The sequence below is a fragment of the Stenotrophomonas sp. AS012628 genome, from assembly GCF_010608305.1.
GTDB lineage: Bacteria > Pseudomonadota > Gammaproteobacteria > Xanthomonadales > Xanthomonadaceae > Stenotrophomonas > Stenotrophomonas geniculata.
Genome location: NZ_VMBJ01000246.1, coordinates 1 through 233, shown reverse-complemented (window position 1 = coordinate 233; position 233 = coordinate 1). Strand labels below are relative to the sequence as shown.

At 58.4% G+C, this 233-nt stretch carries 1 protein-coding gene; it reads left to right on the top strand.

The features are described from left to right. The coding region (locus tag G5A07_RS22315) for a hypothetical protein (RefSeq protein ID WP_223107868.1) at positions 1–194 on the top strand (194 nt) is incomplete at its 5' end. Positions 195–233 lie beyond the last annotated feature (39 nt).

Sequence of the window (233 nt, the reverse complement as noted above, 5' to 3'; positions counted from 1 at the left end):
AAGGATGCCTCGGTCGGCACCACCGGCAACTGCTCAGGGTCGAACACGGGACGGCGCATACGATGGGAATGAATGAGTCGAGGGCGAAAGAAATAGATGGGGTCAATCTTCCGCCGCAGAAGAGAAAAAAGGCACCCGAAGGTGCCTTTTCGCAACGCGCGCAGATTACTCCGCAGCGGCTTCCTTGCGCTTGAAGGTCAGCTTCTCCTTGATGCGTGCCGACTTGCCCGAGC